General features: G+C 31.2%; 1 protein-coding gene. It reads right to left on the bottom strand.

Annotation, left to right across the window (positions count from 1 at the left end):
* A partial coding sequence (locus DF185_RS23725) for a hypothetical protein (protein WP_165836122.1) occupies positions 1-388 on the bottom strand: 388 nt, incomplete at both ends.

Here is a 388-nt window from a genome sequence, read left to right as displayed (position 1 = left end):
ATAATCATCTGAAAGAGTAATTTCCCTCGTTCCATAACTGTTATTTAGTTGATTATAATCAAAAGAAAGTTGCATTTTATCAGTTCTTGAACGATTGAAATCTTCTCTTGCTTCAACTTCGTCAGATGCCTTTGTAGAAATCATTTGATATCCATAACCCATGTATCTAGCATCATACATGGTAGGAGCTTGAGAAATGGCCTTTTTTAAATAATATGGATTTTCAACTCCTAAACCTTCTTTTGGATTGTAAAATTTAAACTCTTTTGGTTTGTTCAGATGAAGAGTTTGAGCAGTTTGACCTCTTTTCAAAAATTCTTCCTCAAGTTCTTTGATTTTAGCATAAAGATCAGTTCTTTCAGCAAAGATAGATTCATATTTAAGAACA

It is taken from the genome of Marinifilum breve (assembly GCF_003202155.1).
GTDB classification, from domain to species: Bacteria; Bacteroidota; Bacteroidia; order Bacteroidales; family Marinifilaceae; genus Marinifilum; species Marinifilum breve.
The sequence above is the reverse complement of the archived record's forward strand: the minus strand, read 5'-3'. Positions and strand labels throughout refer to the sequence as shown.